13 protein-coding genes are annotated in these 16,164 nt (G+C 27.5%); 11 read left to right on the top strand and 2 right to left on the bottom strand.

What is annotated here, in order from left to right; genetic code table 11:
* Positions 1 to 1,200, bottom strand: a complete 1,200-nt coding sequence (locus tag NWE74_RS05350) for an efflux RND transporter periplasmic adaptor subunit (protein ID WP_258242202.1) — start codon at positions 1,198 to 1,200, stop codon at positions 1 to 3.
* Between the two features lie 384 nt (positions 1,201 to 1,584).
* Complete coding sequence (locus tag NWE74_RS05345) at positions 1,585 to 2,178, bottom strand: GNAT family N-acetyltransferase (RefSeq protein WP_258242201.1); 594 nt, start codon at positions 2,176 to 2,178, stop codon at positions 1,585 to 1,587.
* Positions 2,179 to 2,845: 667 nt separating this feature from the next.
* Between NWE74_RS05345 and NWE74_RS05340 the strand changes: the two genes are divergently transcribed.
* The 11 genes from NWE74_RS05340 to NWE74_RS05290 all read left to right on the top strand — a co-directional run bounded on the left by NWE74_RS05340 (position 2,846) and on the right by NWE74_RS05290 (position 16,160).
* On the top strand, positions 2,846 to 4,078 hold the full coding sequence (locus NWE74_RS05340) for a VanW family protein (RefSeq protein ID WP_258242200.1): 1,233 nt from the start codon (positions 2,846 to 2,848) through the stop codon (positions 4,076 to 4,078).
* Positions 4,079 to 4,474: 396 nt separating this feature from the next.
* Positions 4,475 to 5,893, top strand: a complete 1,419-nt coding sequence (locus tag NWE74_RS05335) for an MATE family efflux transporter (RefSeq protein ID WP_258242199.1) — start codon at positions 4,475 to 4,477, stop codon at positions 5,891 to 5,893.
* Between the two features lie 174 nt (positions 5,894 to 6,067).
* Positions 6,068 to 6,982 (top strand): S8 family peptidase, encoded by a 915-nt coding sequence (locus tag NWE74_RS05330; RefSeq protein WP_258242198.1) that lies wholly within the window; start codon positions 6,068 to 6,070, stop codon positions 6,980 to 6,982.
* Positions 6,983 to 7,180: 198 nt separating this feature from the next.
* Positions 7,181 to 8,026, top strand: coding sequence for a sulfurtransferase (locus NWE74_RS05325; protein WP_258242197.1), 846 nt, complete (start codon positions 7,181 to 7,183; stop codon positions 8,024 to 8,026).
* A gap of 138 nt (positions 8,027 to 8,164) precedes the next feature.
* Positions 8,165 to 9,541 (top strand): aldehyde dehydrogenase, encoded by a 1,377-nt coding sequence (locus tag NWE74_RS05320; RefSeq protein WP_258242196.1) that lies wholly within the window; start codon positions 8,165 to 8,167, stop codon positions 9,539 to 9,541.
* A gap of 230 nt (positions 9,542 to 9,771) precedes the next feature.
* Positions 9,772 to 10,419 carry an FMN-dependent NADH-azoreductase gene (locus NWE74_RS05315; RefSeq protein WP_258242195.1) on the top strand — a complete coding sequence of 216 codons (648 nt, stop codon included), beginning with the start codon at positions 9,772 to 9,774 and terminating at the stop codon, positions 10,417 to 10,419.
* Positions 10,420 to 10,924: 505 nt separating this feature from the next.
* Positions 10,925 to 12,277 carry an APC family permease gene (locus NWE74_RS05310; RefSeq protein ID WP_258242194.1) on the top strand — a complete coding sequence of 451 codons (1,353 nt, stop codon included), beginning with the start codon at positions 10,925 to 10,927 and terminating at the stop codon, positions 12,275 to 12,277.
* A 220-nt stretch (positions 12,278 to 12,497) separates the two neighbouring features.
* Positions 12,498 to 13,262 carry a polysaccharide deacetylase family protein gene (locus NWE74_RS05305; protein WP_258242193.1) on the top strand — a complete coding sequence of 255 codons (765 nt, stop codon included), beginning with the start codon at positions 12,498 to 12,500 and terminating at the stop codon, positions 13,260 to 13,262.
* Positions 13,263 to 13,479: 217 nt separating this feature from the next.
* Positions 13,480 to 13,791, top strand: a complete 312-nt coding sequence (locus NWE74_RS05300) for a YhdT family protein (RefSeq protein ID WP_258242192.1) — start codon at positions 13,480 to 13,482, stop codon at positions 13,789 to 13,791.
* The gene (panF, locus tag NWE74_RS05295; protein WP_258242191.1) at positions 13,791 to 15,293 is read left to right on the top strand and encodes a sodium/pantothenate symporter; all 1,503 of its coding nucleotides are present in this window, start codon (positions 13,791 to 13,793) and stop codon (positions 15,291 to 15,293) included. Before NWE74_RS05300 ends, panF begins: the two co-directional genes overlap by 1 nt.
* Positions 15,294 to 15,425: 132 nt before the next feature.
* The gene (locus NWE74_RS05290) at positions 15,426 to 16,160 is read left to right on the top strand and encodes a M48 family metallopeptidase (RefSeq protein WP_258242190.1); all 735 of its coding nucleotides are present in this window, start codon (positions 15,426 to 15,428) and stop codon (positions 16,158 to 16,160) included.
* Positions 16,161 to 16,164 lie beyond the last annotated feature (4 nt).

Below are 16,164 nucleotides of genomic sequence, written 5' to 3'. Positions count from 1 at the left end.
TTACTCAGCTCCTTCTTCAGCAGGTGCCTTATCTTTTTCATCTGATGAATGCTCAGCTCCATCTTCAGTAGTGGCTTTATCTTTTTCATCTGATGAATTTTCAGCTCCATCTTCACTATTAGGAGTATTTCCTGTATTTACAGGATCACCTTCTTTCATATCTTCAGAAGGGTATCTTACTATACAAATATTTTTGTCAAGTCCAGATTTTACAGTTGTAAATTCATCATTTTGATCATTTATTTCAATAACTCTTTTCTTAAGTATTCCATTTAAATCTTCAAATACATAGTTTTCTGTTTTATCATCCTTTTTACTTTCTAATACAGCAGATGTTGGTATTTTAACTATTGAATCACGTACTTCTATAGATGCTTGAACGTGGAAGCCATTAGTTAACTCTTCTTGGTTTTCAAAAGATATTATTATATCATAGTAAGATAAATTACTTTGACCACCCATATTCATATCATTTGTAGCAGTAGATGGTCTATCTGATATATAGCTTATTCTACCTGTTAACTTTTTGTTATTAGAGAATACTAAAACGTCAACAGGATCATCTATTTGAAGTTTTGGTAAATCTTGTTCACTGGCTTGTCCCTTCATATAATACTCGTTACTTTCAATCGTCATAAATGCAGATTGCTCAGGTCCTTCAGAAGTCTCATTTAAATAAACTTTACCAGCAAAAGGAGCATATGTCTCTAAATATGCTTTCTTTTCTAAAGAAGATATTTGAGAGTTTAATTTGCTAACATCAGAATTTAATCCGCTTATTTCAGAACTAATACCTGAATCATTAGAGCTATTAGCTTTTTTTAGCTTATCTATCTGATTTTTTAGAGTATTTACTTGAGATTTTAAATCATCGATTTGATCTATTGCATCTTGATTTTTCGTAGTGAACAAAAGATCTCCTTCATTTACAACTTTTCCGTTAGTAACATTTACTTTACTTATATTTTCTTGATTAGGATTAAAATCCTGTGTTTTAGTAGGTGTGATAACACCATTTATAAAAATCTTTTCGTTATCAGCGATAGTATACGTCTCGATATAATTTTCATTCATGCTTATGTCATCGCCATTTATTTTATTCTTATTATAAATAAAGATTCCAATGCCCAATGCAACTATTACAAAAACACCTACACCTATAGCTACTTTTTTGTTTTTGAACTTTTCTAAAAAAGACATAAATTCCTCCTTGTGTAAACTTATACTGACTTAAATTATAAAAGAATTTATATATATAAGTCAAATAAAAATGGTAAATAATACAATATTGTAAATAAGCTTAGAATATATTGAAGATAAATGTAATTAAATGTAAAAAATACTTAATAATTAAGAATATTAATACAAATTTAATCTTATATTTTTGATGATATTTATCCTATCTTATATGGCATATTATGTGCAATATATAAAAAAACATAAATACATTATTAAAGTAATTATGAAAAATACATTAGCTAGTAAATTTGTATAAAACATAAAAATTAGAGTTATAAAAAATTCTTTTGTTATAACAAATAAAAGAGAGAGAGATAAAATTATCTCTCTCTTTATTCTATCTTTCTAAGCTGTAATTTCTATTTCTTGTTCTGATGTATTAACCAATTGCTTTATAAGTATATTTCTTGTTATACCATAGTGGTTTTCTTTTTGTAGTTTTATTTCAAAACCTAAATTAAGAACTGTCTTTAGACTAAAAATATTTTCAGTAGCTATTGCAGTTACAATATGGTTCTTACCTCTAATGATAGATTCTTGTATTCTAGTTTCCATTAATATTTTATGAAGGGAATTGCCACGGTAAAGAGGGTCTACCATTACATAACCAGATACATAACTAGAATTTATTTCTTCTTCAGTAAGTCCCATTTCATAAAGATAATCTAAATAATCACCACTAGGCAATTCGCATAGTGCTGATGCAACTAAGGTTTCTTCAACATAACATCCTATTATAAATCCACCCTTGTCTAATACATCCATTAAATAGAGTTGATCGCGAAATTTAAGCCAGTTTTTATTTTCCATCGCATCATTTACCCTATTGTATAAATTAGTAATGTCTTCAAACTTTGATGCAGTTATATAACATACATCAGCGTATAAGTTTTCACAAAGCTCTCCATTAAACTTAGATAATTTTACTTTCTTTATCAAAATAGACACCATTTCGTTCACATAAGTTCGCTAAGCTTATGCAGTTCTCTAATGAACTTCTCACACTTTCATGTGAGAGCAGACTATTTCTTCACCCTCGACATTATTCGTTAGGGGCAACCTACTTCCACTATCAATAGCTTATAGTGTACGAGACAATTCTCTAGTCGTTGAAGGTTTCCCTGTTCGGGACTTCCCTGCATGAACATCCATTGTACAAGCACTTAGGGTTTAACCATATGCCATCCTAAGACTTTTTTCTACTTTCGTTCCATCACGTTTAAAGCTATTCGCTTTTACGTTGTGGCACTTAGGCTTTAGGAATTATCTGCAATTCAAGTTGTGTCCTATGCAGATTTCTCTACATACGAGGCTTAAATCGTTACCTCTTTTCCGAAATTAGAGATCATAGATCTCTTTAATAAAATATTAAGCTATAATTATTTGTTTAAGTTATTAAGTTAAGGTGTAATTATTATACCATAATACTTAAGAATGTGTAGTATTTTTTACATATTTTTAAGTAAAAACTAATAATTTTAACTTAAATTTAAAAAAACTAATTAAAATTTATTAACTACTTATTAATTTGATATAAAAAAGCAGTAGCATATAAAAAAAAATATCGGAAAATATAAACTTATAAACTATATTTAAGGAGTAAGTTATGACAAATAGAAAAATAAATAAAATATACATAATAGCATTTATATTTTTAATAGGCTTATTTAGTTTAGGAATGAATAAACCTATTAAAATTGATGATGGAAAAATTTTTAGAAAAATATATATAGAAAATCAAGATGTAGGACACTTAACTATTAATGAAGCTAAACATCTTATATCTAAAAAATACCCTTTAGAAGTAATGCATATTAGATATAATGATAAAACATGGGATATAACCCCTGAAGATATAAATTTAGACTATAATATTGATAAATCTATAAAAAAAGCGTACTTATATACAAGAGGCTATGATAAGGTAGAAAATATAAAAAGGATGTTTAATTTATCATTTAAAGATCCATATACGATAAAATTGCATGGAAGTTACGATGAATCAAAATTAAGCAAAATTTTAGATGAAATTTGTAATGACATAGATATTGAAGTAGTTCAAGCTACTATAAAAATAACTGATAACTCAGAAATTAAGACAACCAAATCTAAAGATGGTATAGAAGTGGATATTATTAATTTGAAAGAAACTATATATAATATGATAGACAAAAAAAGTATATCAACTATTGAACTGCCTATAAAAATTATAAAACCAAATATAACCACAGAAAGTGTAAAGTCTATAAACTCAATATTAGGGCAATGTAGTACTAGTTTTTATGATCAATCATCTAGAGGTAGCAATATACATATTGCAGGTAAAAGTACGAGTGATTTACTTGTTATGCCAGGCGAAATCTTTTCATATAATAAAGCTACGGGAGCTAGAACGTGGAGCAATGGTTATAAGTCTGCTAAAGTAATAGTTGGAGGAAAATATGTAAATGGAGAAGGTGGAGGTGTATGTCAAGTATCAACAACTATATATAATGCAGCGCTACTTTCTGGAATGGATATAAAAGAAGTTCATAATCATACATTTACATCTCATTATGCACCAAGAGGTAAAGATGCAGCAGTATCATATGGATACACAGATTTTAAATTTAGAAATCCTTACTCACATCCTATATATATTAAAAACATTGTAAATAACGGAGCTATAACAACTAAAATTTATGGATGCGATCAAGATAGGGAAAGAATTTATATAAGGACAGAGGAAAAGTTAAATAAAGACAAAATTAATGTAAACACATATAGAATTTATTTAAATGAAGAAAATAAAAAAATTAGAGAAGAATTAATATCTGAAAGTACCTATAAAGTAAAGTAACCCCAGTGAAAATATAAACACTGGGGTTTAGTATTTTAAAACAAAGTTTTATCTAATATTAAAAAAATGATCTCGGTAAAAAGTTAATTAATTATAAAGAATAAATTTATATTTATTAATTATTTTATATGCAATTAATTAATGTATTTATATTTTCAAGTACATTAAAAAAATATATAATTAAATATAGGTATAAATTGATATAGAAAGTTATTTTGGAACTGAATTTTTAGTATTATATATTATTAAAAAATATACAGAAATTGAGCTAGATATTAATGTGAAAATAAGATATAAATTTGGGAATTTAGTTGCATAAACAACTAATATATCATAAGATGATAGTCGCATAAACAACTAATATATAATTAATATATTAAATAAAGGAGGAGAAATATGAGTTCACAACAAACTTTAGGAACAGAATCTGTATACAAATTGCTTATAAAGTACTCAATACCAGCCATAATAGGAATGATGGTAAATGCTTTATATAATGTAGTTGACAGAATGTTTATTGGAAATATCCCAGGTGTAGGGCCATTAGCTATAACAGGTCTTGGTGTAACAATGCCGATCGTAACTATAATATTAGCTTTTGGCATGTTAATAGGAATAGGTACAACAACTAATATATCTATAAAATTAGGTCAAGGTAAAAAAGAAGAAGCAGAACAATTAATCGGTAATGCAATGACTCTAGCCGTATTAATTGGATTAATAATAACTATAATCGGTCTTTTATATTTAGATAAAATACTAATTTTATTTGGTGCGAGTGATAAAGCATTAGTTTATGCAAAATCGTATGTAACTATAATTTTTATAGGGACAGTTGTTAACTTACTATCATTTTCTTTAAATCATTCAATAAGAGCTGATGGCAGTCCTAAAATATCAGCTGGAATAATGATTGTAGGATGTTTGACAAATATTATACTAGATGCAATATTTATATTTGGATTTGATATGGAAATAAAGGGTGCAGCTTTAGCTACAGTTATTTCACAGACAGTTACGGCCATACTTACTATGGCATATTATCTTTCTGGAAAATCTAATTTAAAATTTAGAAAATCTAGCTTAAAATTGAATAGAAAGCTAATGTTAGGAGTTTTTGCAATAGGGATATCTCCATTTTCTATGCAGATTGCAGCTAGTTTAGTTCAAGTTATATCTAATCAAGCTTTAAAAACTTATGGTGGTGATTTAGCTATAGGGGCTATGGCTACAATTTCATCAATTTCTATGCTATTCTTGATGCCTATATTTGGAATAAACCAAGGAGCACAACCAATAATAGGATTTAACTATGGAGCTAAAAAATATGAAAGAGTAAAAAAAGCATACTTATCGTCTGTAGCTGTAGCAACAATTATTTTAACAATAGGGGCTTTAGTAGTTCAAACATATCCTGAGATTATGATAAGAATGTTTAATAAAGATAAAGAGCTTATGAGAATTTCTGTTGAGGGTATAAAAATTTACTTGCTTATGATGCCTATAATAGGTATTTCAGTAACAGGAAGTAACTTTATACAATCAATAGGAAAAGCTAAAATAGCAATGATACTTAGCCTTCTTAGACAAGTAATTTTACTTATACCAGCTATACTAATTCTTCCGAAATTTTTAGGATTAAAAGGAGTATGGCTAGCCCAACCAATATCAGACTTTATAGCGACTTTAATTACGTTTGTAATATTATTCAATGAGATAAGAAGCTATAGTATCAAAGTAGAAAAAAATATTGAAAATAATTCTTTAAATGACAAATATCTAGAAAGTGAATTTGCTATAGATAAAAATAAGTAATATTTAAAAATAGATATAATATAAAGATGAGTAGTGTAAACGTAGCCTTTATATCAAAAAATGTAACCTTTTATATATAAAATCCATATTCTAATTATGAAATATAAGTTTAAAAGTTTTAATTACTTATATTCATATAAAAGTAATGAATTTTATATAAAAGGGTGATTCATTATGAATGAAAATTTAAATTTAACACCGTTTACAGTAGAAAGCGAAGTTAATAAATTAGATTATACAATTCCATATGGAGTTACAATGTTAAATGCGACAGAAGCTTGGAAGAAGGGATATACAGGAAAAGGAGTTGTTGTTGCAATTATAGATACTGGATGTGATACAAAACATCCTGCACTAGAGGGTAGAATTATAGGAGGTAGAAATTTTACTTCAGATGATAATTCAAATCCAGATATATTCGAGGATTATCAAGGACATGGAACTCATGTTGCGGGAACAATAGCTGCAAATACAACACCAGTTGGGATAACAGGTGTTGCACCAGGAGCTAACTTGTTAATATTAAAGGCTCTGGATAAAAGTGGATCAGGAAAAATGCAGTGGATTATAAGCGCCATTAACTATGCAGTATCTAAAAAAGCAAATATAATATCTATGTCACTTGGAGGACCTCAAAATACAAAAGAATTACATGATGTAATTTTAAATGCAGTTAATAATAATATATTAGTTGTATGTGCAGCTGGTAATAGAGGTGATAAGGGTAATGCAAAAACTGATGAGTTAGATTATCCAGGTGCATATGATGAAGTAATAGAGGTCGGTGCAATAGATTCAAATAAAGGAATTGCTCCATTTAGTAACTCTAATTTATATGTAGACTTAGTTGCTCCAGGAGTTAATATTTTGTCAACATATAAAAATCAAGGATACGCGACATTAAGTGGAACCAGTATGGCAACTCCGCATGTATCAGGTGCTTTAGCAATAATTATAGAATGGGCAAATAAAGAGTTTGAGAGAAATATGACTGAATCAGAATACTATGCTCAGCTCATTAAATTTACAAAAGCATTGAAGTTATCAAGAAGGCTTCAAGGTAATGGATATATTACTTTAAGTTTATAATAGATTTTAAGAGTGTATCTAGTAATGATTTATTTCATTTTATAGATACACTCTTTTAATTTAATTAACTGTAGATAAAATTTCAAAATTTATTTTATATATTATGATTTGAAATAATTTGATATAATGTAGGGAAAAGGTTTAAAAATGTAATAATATGACAGATTAAAGAACGTATATTATTAAGGAGTGATTAGATTGAGTAATTTAGTAAGTGTAGAATGGTTAAAAAATAATATAAATAATGAAAACTTAATTATAGTAGATTGTAGATTTAGTTTAATGGATAAGGACTATGGAAAGAAAAGTTATGAACAAGGTCATATAAAAGGAGCGGTAAGATTAGATATTGAAACTCAATTGTCAAGCGAAGTAAAGGAACATGGTGGAAGACATCCCTTAGCATCCATAGAAAGCTTAAAAGAAACTTTTGAAAATATAGGTATAAGCAATGATTCTATTATAGTTTGTTATGATGAAGGTGATCTAGCTGGACCATCTAGACTTTGGTGGACATTAAAGTACTTAGGTCATGATAATGTATATGTACTTAGAGATGGAATAGAGTCATTCAAAAAAATAGGCGGAGAGATAAATACTGTAGAAATTAAAAATAACAAAGATATATTCAATATAAAAATAAATGAAGAAATGAAAGTTGACATGAACTATGTAAAAGAAAGACTTTATAATAAAAATGTAGCTATTGTTGATTCAAGAGAAAATATAAGGTACATAGGAATATTTGAACCTGTTGACAAAAAAGCAGGGCATGTACCTAGCGCACTAAATTATTTTTGGATGGATATATTTAATAAAGTAGATGAAAAAATAGAACTAAAATCAGTAAAAGAATTAAAAGAACATTTCAAAGAACTATATAACTATAAAGAAGTAATAGTATATTGTGGTTCTGGAATAACTGCTTCTGTAAATAGCTTAGCACTTAGTGAAGCTAATATAAATCATAAAGTATATACAGGAAGCTTTAGCGACTGGATAAGTTATGATGATAATGAAATTGAAACTAATTTAAAAAATTAATACTAATGTAAATTAATAAAATAGACCAAGTATCTAAATAATAGTATTAGGTCTATTTTTTATAAAACCGCATTTTAGTAAATTTAATAGATAAAATAAAAAAATATTACATATATAATTTAAGAATGAGGTGATTTTATGAATACTTATAAAAAAATATTACAAAAGCAAAAAGACTATTTAGATAGTATTGGAAATATAGATGTAGATACACGTATAAAAAACTTAAAAAAATTAAAAGGTACTATAAAAAAATATGAAAAGGATATAATGGATGCTCTAGAAAAAGATTTAGGTAAGCATGAATTTGAATCATATTCAAATGAAGTTGGATTTGTATATAGTAGTATTGAACATGCACTAAAAAATATAAAAAAATGGTCTAAAGTACAAAAAGTTAAAAATGATATTGCACAAATTCCAGGTAAATCAAGAATTTATAGTGCACCTTATGGAGTTGTATTAATAATAGGTCCATATAACTATCCATTTCAACTTTTAATAGAGCCTTTGGTTGGAGCAATTGCAGGGGGAAATACTGTAGTTTTAAAGCCATCTGAGTATACTATGAATACAGAAAAAATAATAGAAGAGATGATAAAAGAAGCTTTTAGTGAAGAATACATAACTGTTATTACAGGCGACTATAAGGTAAACAGCAGCTTATTAGATTTAAAATTTGACTATATTTTTTTTACAGGAAGTGTTAATGTAGGAAAAATAGTAATGGAAAAGGCAAGTAAAAATTTAATACCAATAACATTAGAACTCGGTGGAAAATCACCTGTAATAGTAGATAATACAGCTTCTTTAAATATAAGTGCTAATAGAATTATGTGGGGAAAACTTTTAAACGCGGGTCAAACATGTGTAGCACCAGACTATATTTTAGCACATGAAGATATATATGAGGGGTTGTGCACAGCTTTAGAAAAATCAATTAAATCATTTTATGGAAATGAAATTTCAAAAAATAATGAATTTGGAAGAATCGTAAATGACAGACACATGAATAGATTAGCTGAAATTTTAGAACATGATAAAGATAAAATAATCTTTGGAGGAGAAGTTGATAAAGAAAATAAATTTATATCACCGACTATATTAAAAAATATAACACTCAAAGATAAAGTTATGGAAGATGAAATTTTTGGACCTATACTGCCTGTTATAAAATATAAAACTATTGAAGATATAAAACAATATATAAATGCTCACCCTAAGCCGTTAGCGCTATATGTTTTCTCAGAAGATAATAGATTTTCAGAAGATATTATAAATAGATTTGCATTTGGTGGAGGTTGTATAAATGATACAATAAGTCATGTTGCATCAAATTATCTACCTTTTGGAGGGGTTGGAACTTCTGGTATAGGAAAATATCATGGTAAAAGTAGTTTTGAAACATTTACTTATAAAAAGTCAATAGTTAAAAAATCAACCAATATAGATATAAAAATAGTCCTACCTCCATATAAAAATAAATTAAGTATGGTAAAAAAAATCATGAAATAATAAAAAAGACAGGTCATGCACCTGTCTTTTTTATTTAATTGAAAAACGAGAAGATTTATAAATTCTTTATTTTTAGGATTCTAATAAATATATACCCCATTAATTAGATACTAAACATATTAGTTGAAAAATAAAAATTTATTTTGCTTAATTTATTGAAATTGTACACAAAGAATAAATTATATTTTAGTACAAATAATAGTATAAATAATAATTTAAGGAGGATGTGTATGAATAAGTTATTATATATTAGTGTAAATTCAAAGCCAGAGGAACTGTCAGCAAGTAAAACAGTAGCAAAAGAACTTATAAATAGATTTTTAGAAAAAAATAAAGACTTTGTAGTAGAAGAAGTAGATTTATACAAAGAACATATTCCAAGATTAGAATATCAATACTTTGAAAAAAGAAACTGTGTAGTTGATGAAAGTGATACAAAAAAATTAAATGATAAGGACCAAAGAGAAATTAAAAAGATAAGAAGTTTGTGTAATCAATTTATAAGCTCAAATGTATATATAATAGCGGCACCAATGTGGAGCTTATCATTTCCAGCACCATTAAAAGAATATATAGACTGTATAATGCAAGATCAAAAAACAATAAGTTTTGATAATGGTAAACCAGAAGGATTATTAAATGATAATCCTAGAACCGTTGTGTATGTACAATCATCAGGAGGACATATACCTTGGTTATTAAAACCAGCAATGAATAAAGGTTTAAGTTATGTAGAAGATATAATGAAATTTATGGGAATTAAAAAATTTGAAGAACTTTTAGTGGATGGAACTGGATTCAGTGAAAAAGAGAAAAAAGAAGCTATAAATAAAGCATGTGAAAAAATTGATTATATAATAGACTCTATAAAATTTTAAATGTTATTATAAATATCCTTATATATTAATAATGCTTAAATATTAAGGATATTTATAATATTTAGAAAAAGTTAAATATGAACTAAAATTTACAATTTGAGTTTAGTATTTATTAAATACTATGAAAAATAAGACAAAAATCATAAAAATATAACAAAAAATAAAGTAAAAGCTATAAAATTATAATTTTTTTATATTTAAAAAAATAATAGGAAAACATTTCTTCGGAGCAAAAAATCTAAAATTATTTATATTTCAAATATATTCATTGCATCAAACATTTAAATATCAATATATTCAACAAAAACTAAATATTTTAAATTGGTAGAAAATTAAAAAAAATAACGTTTTGTAAAATAAAATTTCTAAAAAAACATAATTTTAAAATTGAGTGTCGAAAAATAGTAAAAAATGTATTGAAATGACTGAAAAAAACATTATAATTATAGATGTAAGATGAACTGATAAAAAAATAAATTATATGTTTTTAAGGAGATGCACAGACATGGAAAACAAGGAACTTCAAAAAAATCTTGGTATGGCTGCTGCTTTATCAACAGTTGTTGGTATGGTTATAGGTGGGGGAGTATTCTTTAAGCCACAAGCGGTTTATTCAGCAACAGGAGGAGCACCAGGACTTGGAATTTTAGCATGGGTATTAGCTGGAATAATGACTATAACAGCTGGACTTACAGCTGCGGAGGTTTCAGCAGCTATACCTAAAACAGGCGGAATGATGACTTATATAAGTGAGATCTATGGTAAAAAATTAGGATTTTTGACAGGGTGGATGCAAACGGTATTATTCTTCCCAGCAACTATAGCAGCATTAGCAGTTATATTTGCAGAACAAGCAACTGGATTAATGGGAAATCCAGCATTGAAACTTCCTCTAGCAGTAGGAATAATATTATTAGTAGCTGCTCTTAATACATTAGGATCTAAGACAGGTGGAGCAATACAAACTGTATCTACTGTATGTAAATTAATACCTCTTGTATTAATAATGGTATTTGGATTCATAAAAGGATCAGGACAAAATGAAATAATAACTCCATTAGTAGGAGAAGGAATAAGCATAGGTGGAGTATTAGGTCAGTTATTAATAGCTGTACTATTTGCTTATGACGGATGGATAAATGTTGGTGCTTTAGCTGGAGAAATGAAAAACCCAGGTAAAGATTTACCTAAAGCAATAGTTGGTGGATTATCATTAGTTATGGCTGTTTACTTAATTATAAACTTAGCTTACCTTTGGGTAGCACCAGCTCATGAATTAGCATCAGTAGCAGCACCAGCGGCATTAGTTGCAGAAAAGATATTTGGACAAGTTGGTGGTAAAATAATAACTGTAGGTATATTAATATCAGTATTCGGTGCATTAAATGGATATATATTAACAGGACCAAGAATAGCTTATACATTAGCTTCTCAAAAAACTTTACCAGGACACAATTTCCTATCAAAGTTAAACAATGCTCAATCACCAGCTAATGCAACAATAGCTATGGCAATATTATCAGCATTATATGCTTTATCTGGACAATTTAACTTATTAACAGATTTATCAATATTTGCAATATGGATATTCTATGTATTGACATTTATAGGGGTAATAAAGTTAAGAAAAGATCAACCAAATTTACACAGACCATATAAAGTACCTTTATATCCTGTGATACCAATGATAGCTATATTAAGTGGATTATTTGTTATAGTTAATCAATTATTCCTTGCTGGAATGCAAACAACTATGATATCAGTAGGTGGGCTTGTAATAACAGCTATAGGATTACCAGTTTATAACTATATGTCAAAGAAAAATGGATTAGAGACTAAATCAAATAAAGTAGCGTAACAAAAAAGACTCAAAGCTTTGCTTTGGGTTTTTTTTTATGTTTATATATTTTTTGGAATTTAAAAGAATGCTGATAAAACAAAATTTTTGACTAATAATATAAGAGAAGCTAAAATTTAAAAGGTTTATTTGTCGCAATAAACGTCTAATCTAAAATCTAATAAAAGATGTTCCTAAAAACGACATTATATAAATATAAAGCTAATAGGAGGAACAAAACATGCATAAAAATTTAAGAAAAACACTCGCCATAATACTAAGTACAAGTGTGGTTACAATAGGAGCTTGTATATCGAATATAAAAAATATATATGCAGATTCAAACAGTACAATTAATATATGCTATGATAATTCTTATGAAAATATAATTGAAAGTGAGCAAAGAAAAATAGCATATATAACTATCGATGATGGCCCAAGTAAATATACAGATACTATAATAAATACTCTTAATAAATATGGAGCAAAAGCAACATTTTTTATGATCGATAGAAATATGAAAACTTACCCAGAACAGGTTAAGAATATAATAAACAATGGAAATACAGCTGGATTTCATAGTGTAAGTCATGATATACATGAATTGTACAAAAGTAATGTATCTGCAAAAAAAGAATTTGATCAAAATAAAGAGACATTCCATGACATCACTAACTTAGAATCAAATATAATAAGGTTACCATATGGGAGCAAGCCTTATACTCCAACGAAATCTTATGAAATGCTAGTTGAAGCAGGATATAAGTTATGGGACTGGGACTTAGATACACAAGATTGGAAATCTAATTCAGTTCAAATAGTTGAAAATGTTAAAAGATATACTGAAAATAAAAAAGAGGTAATTATATTAATTCATGAGAAAAAACAAACAGTAGAAGCGTTAGATGGAATTTTAAAACACTTAACAGAACAGGGGTATGATATTATTCCTATAGAACAAGATCAACAACCTCAAAATTTTTGGATAGGAAATTTGTACAAATAAAAATAAAAGTGAACCACTTAAATTAAATGGTTCACTTTTATTTTTATTTAAAGAAAATCATCATTTTGTATATTAAATTATTTTGTATACAAAATAATGGTAGACAAATTTAGACAAAAAATAATACAATAAGATTTGGATAAAATAATAAAAATAGATTACAAAATCAAAATAAAGGAAATCTTAAGTATAAGCTAGTCTGAAAGGAGCAAATTCAATGAAAGATAATAAAAAAATAACAGAAGATCCTAGATTTAAACAGTGCAATAAAGAAGCACTTATGGGATTAGGCCTTGGAATTGTAAATCTTATATGGTGGTTTGGGTTTGGATATGGATTTGGAAAAAAAGATATATCTGAATATACATATATATTAGGATTACCTACATGGTTTTTCATGAGCTGTATAGTAGGTGGAGTTTTATTTTCTATATTAACAGTAGTAATGATAAATAAATTTTTTAAAGATATGCCCTTAGAAGGTTTAAGTGAAGAAGAAGTAGAGAAATATAGAAGGGAGTTTAAATAATGAAAAATGTTAATTTAGGAGTTTTAGTTCCTATAATAATATACTTCATAGCAATATTTGGTGTTGGTTTTTATTCTATGAAGTTCGTTAATAAAGCTAGAAAATCAAATAACAAAGAAAATGAATTTATGGATGAGTATATGACTGGAGGAAGAGGATTAGGAGGTTTTGTACTTGCTATGACTTTAGTTACAACTTATTTAAGTGCAGGAAGCTTTATAGGTGGACCAGGAACGGCTTATACAGAAGGATTAGGATGGGTCTTTTTAGCTATGGCACAAATGCCAACAGGATACTTTACATTAGCGGTGCTTGGAAAAAAGTTTGCTATTATATCTAGGAAAATAAATGCAGTTACTATAACAGATTTTTTAAGAGTGAGGTATAAGTCTGATATTGTAGTTGTGATAACTTCAATATCCATAGTAGTATTTTTTATATCAGCAATGGCAGCTCAATGGGTAGGAGCTGCTAGACTTTTACAAGGCTCAGTAGGACTTGATTACAATATAGCATTAACTGCTTTTGGTGTTACAGTTATAGTACATACGGTAATAGGTGGATTTAGAGCAGTAACAATATCAGATACAATACAAGGTATAATAATGACGATAGCAACGATAACTATCTTTGTAGGAACAGTTATTGCCGGTGATGGAGTTTCAAATATTGTACAAAACATGGCAAGTATTGATCCAGGTATGATAACTCCTTTTGGAGTAACAGAAGGTAATATGACTATATTATGGGTAACATCATTTTGGATATTAGTTGGATTTGCAGTTGTAGGAATACCATCAGTATCACAAAGGGCAATGAGCTACAAAGATACTAAAAGTTTGCACCAAGGTATAAAGTATGGAACGATAGTATCTATGATACTACTTTTAGGGATGCACATGGTAGGCGCTTTTGGATCAACTTTAGTGATTGGTATAGAATCAGGAGACTTAGTTGTACCAACTCTTACCACTCAGTTGTTCCCATCTGTTATAGCAGGAATATTATTAGCAGGGCCATTAGCTTCTATAATGTCTACAGTAGATTCACAATTGTTAGTTGCTTCAGGGGCTATAGTAAATGATATAGTAGTTAATTATATAAAACCAAGTTTAAAATCAGATTCTAAAAAAATAGGTAAGATAAGTATTATATCAACCGCTGTTTTAGGAATAGCTATATATTTAGTTGCAATTAATCCACCTGATTTAATAGTATGGTTAAATTTATATGCTAATGCAGGTATAATTGCTACATTCCTATGGCCTATAATACTAGGGCTTTATTGGAAAAGAGCGAATTATCAAGGTGCTATAGCATCTATAATAAGTGGTATAGGTACATATGTGTTATTTAGTAAAATATGGATTAGACCTTTTGGTACTCATACTATTGTATTACCATTATTGATATCTTTAGGAATGTTTATTCTAATATCTAAGCTAACAAAAGCACCAGATGATGATGTAATAGAAACATTTTGGGGAGTTTACTATAAATAGAAAATATAAGAATAAAAACACCTTAATGTTAATTTTACATTAAGGTGTTTTTATTTTTACTAAAGAACAACTTATGATATAATTTTTTACGTATAAGGAGAGTATGATTACACCATAAGGGAAGATAAGTAGGTGATTAAAATAAATAAAGAAATAATAATGTTTAATAAAGGTGCTGAAATAAAGGTAGACGTTATATATAGAAAGCGTAAAAATATAACGATAACTGTAAAACCTAAAAATCAGGTAGCAATTATAAGTCCCCCGGGAATTAATATTAAAACTTTAGAAAAACTTCTAAAAAGTAAGTCTGATTGGATATTAAAGCAATTAGACAAATATAAAGATATTGATATAAATGAAGAAATTATATTTGAAGATGGAACAGAACTTTATTACTTAGGAGAAATATACTATTTAAACATTATAAAATCCACTAAATACAATAGTAATGTTTATATAAGTGAAAATAAAATTATGATAGAAAGTACCAATTTAACTCAAAGTAATCTAAAAGATATACTCAAGAGATGGTACAAAAGTGAAAGTGAGAAAATTGTTATAGAAAAATTAAAAAAACTTAAAAATAAATCAGAAATAATGAATAACTTAACTCCTGCTTGTATAAAAGTAAAAGAACAAAATAAGAGATGGGGATCTTGTACTTCAAAAGGAAATATATATATAAACTCTAAAATATCAATGGCAAGACCAAAGTCAATAGAATATATATTAGTTCATGAATTTAGTCATTTAGTACATATGAACCATTCTAAGGAATTTTATAAATTTGTTGGAAGAATAATGCCATCATATAAAGATGAAGAATTATGGTTAAAGCATAATAGTTATAAATTAAAGTTATAATAAG

Source organism: Romboutsia lituseburensis, assembly GCF_024723825.1.
Classification (GTDB): Bacteria; Bacillota; Clostridia; order Peptostreptococcales; family Peptostreptococcaceae; genus Romboutsia_F; species Romboutsia_F lituseburensis_A.
This window is presented reverse-complemented; position numbering and strand designations above follow the sequence as displayed.

Excerpts from the sequence above, each read along its gene's own strand:
- NWE74_RS05305 (WP_258242193.1), top strand. The coding sequence starts at position 12,498 with ATGCATAAAAATTTAAGAAAAACACTCGCCATAATACTAAGTACAAGT.
- NWE74_RS05330 (WP_258242198.1), top strand. The coding sequence starts at position 6,068 with ATGAATGAAAATTTAAATTTAACACCGTTTACAGTAGAAAGCGAAGTT.
- NWE74_RS05335 (WP_258242199.1), top strand. The coding sequence starts at position 4,475 with ATGAGTTCACAACAAACTTTAGGAACAGAATCTGTATACAAATTGCTT.
- NWE74_RS05315 (WP_258242195.1), top strand. The coding sequence starts at position 9,772 with ATGAATAAGTTATTATATATTAGTGTAAATTCAAAGCCAGAGGAACTG.
- NWE74_RS05350 (WP_258242202.1), bottom strand. The coding sequence starts at position 1,200 with ATGTCTTTTTTAGAAAAGTTCAAAAACAAAAAAGTAGCTATAGGTGTA.
- NWE74_RS05300 (WP_258242192.1), top strand. The coding sequence starts at position 13,480 with ATGAAAGATAATAAAAAAATAACAGAAGATCCTAGATTTAAACAGTGC.
- NWE74_RS05320 (WP_258242196.1), top strand. The coding sequence starts at position 8,165 with ATGAATACTTATAAAAAAATATTACAAAAGCAAAAAGACTATTTAGAT.
- panF (WP_258242191.1), top strand. The coding sequence starts at position 13,791 with ATGAAAAATGTTAATTTAGGAGTTTTAGTTCCTATAATAATATACTTC.
- NWE74_RS05310 (WP_258242194.1), top strand. The coding sequence starts at position 10,925 with ATGGAAAACAAGGAACTTCAAAAAAATCTTGGTATGGCTGCTGCTTTA.
- NWE74_RS05340 (WP_258242200.1), top strand. The coding sequence starts at position 2,846 with ATGACAAATAGAAAAATAAATAAAATATACATAATAGCATTTATATTT.